Genomic DNA, 723 nt, shown 5'->3' on the forward strand with positions numbered 1-723 from the left:
CTCTCAAGGCATGCCTGTTCGATGCGGACGGGTCGGTTGCGGCGAGCGCGAATGCCGAAACGGGCTTCGAGGAGAAGGCGCCCGGAAATTCCGAGCAGGAGCCGGCGTTCTGGTGGGAGGCTCTGACAAGCGCCTGCGAACGGATCGCAAGCGAGAACGAGGGGGGCCTCGATGGCGTTGCGGCGGTGGCGCTGTGCGGTTTCACCCGCACGCAGGTCTTTCTCGATCAGGCGGGGAGAAGCGTGCGTCCGGCGCTCGGCTTTCGCGATTCGCGCGCTGAAAGCGTGCTTGCGGCTGTGCGCAGAGACGAGGCTCTCTGTGCCGACGGTGTGCTCGCAGGCCTCAACGCCTTCCATCCGACCGCGCGCCTCCTCTGGTTGAAGGAGAATGAGGCGGCGAATTGGGAACGAACGCGGCTCGTTCTGGAGCCCAAGGATTATCTCAATCTGCAACTGACCGGCATCGCCCGGTCCGACCGCGTCTCTCAGCATTGGCTGGCGCAATCTCTCGCAGGCGGCGACGCCTCGGTTGCGGCGCGGCTCGGCATTGCACGCGCGCTTCTTCCCCCGCTCGGGCGGCCGGAAGACATCGTCGGTCAGGTGCGCGAGGGGCTTGCGGGCGCGCTGGGCGCGCTTGCCGGAGCCAAGGTTCTGTGCGGCTCCAACGACAGCTGGACGGCGGTCGCCGGTCTCGGAGGCCTCAAGAGCGGGAGCGCGTACTGCA

Annotated in this window: 1 protein-coding gene; it reads left to right on the forward strand. The window is 67.4% G+C overall.

Going from position 1 to position 723, the window contains the following annotated elements:
• Positions 1–723, forward strand: a 723-nt coding sequence (locus tag CKO43_RS25540) for an FGGY family carbohydrate kinase (protein ID WP_242481428.1), incomplete at both ends; no start/stop codon positions are given.

Origin of the sequence: Rubrivivax gelatinosus, from assembly GCF_016583785.1 — a bacterium.
Classification (GTDB): domain Bacteria; phylum Pseudomonadota; class Gammaproteobacteria; order Burkholderiales; family Burkholderiaceae_C; genus Rubrivivax; species Rubrivivax gelatinosus_B.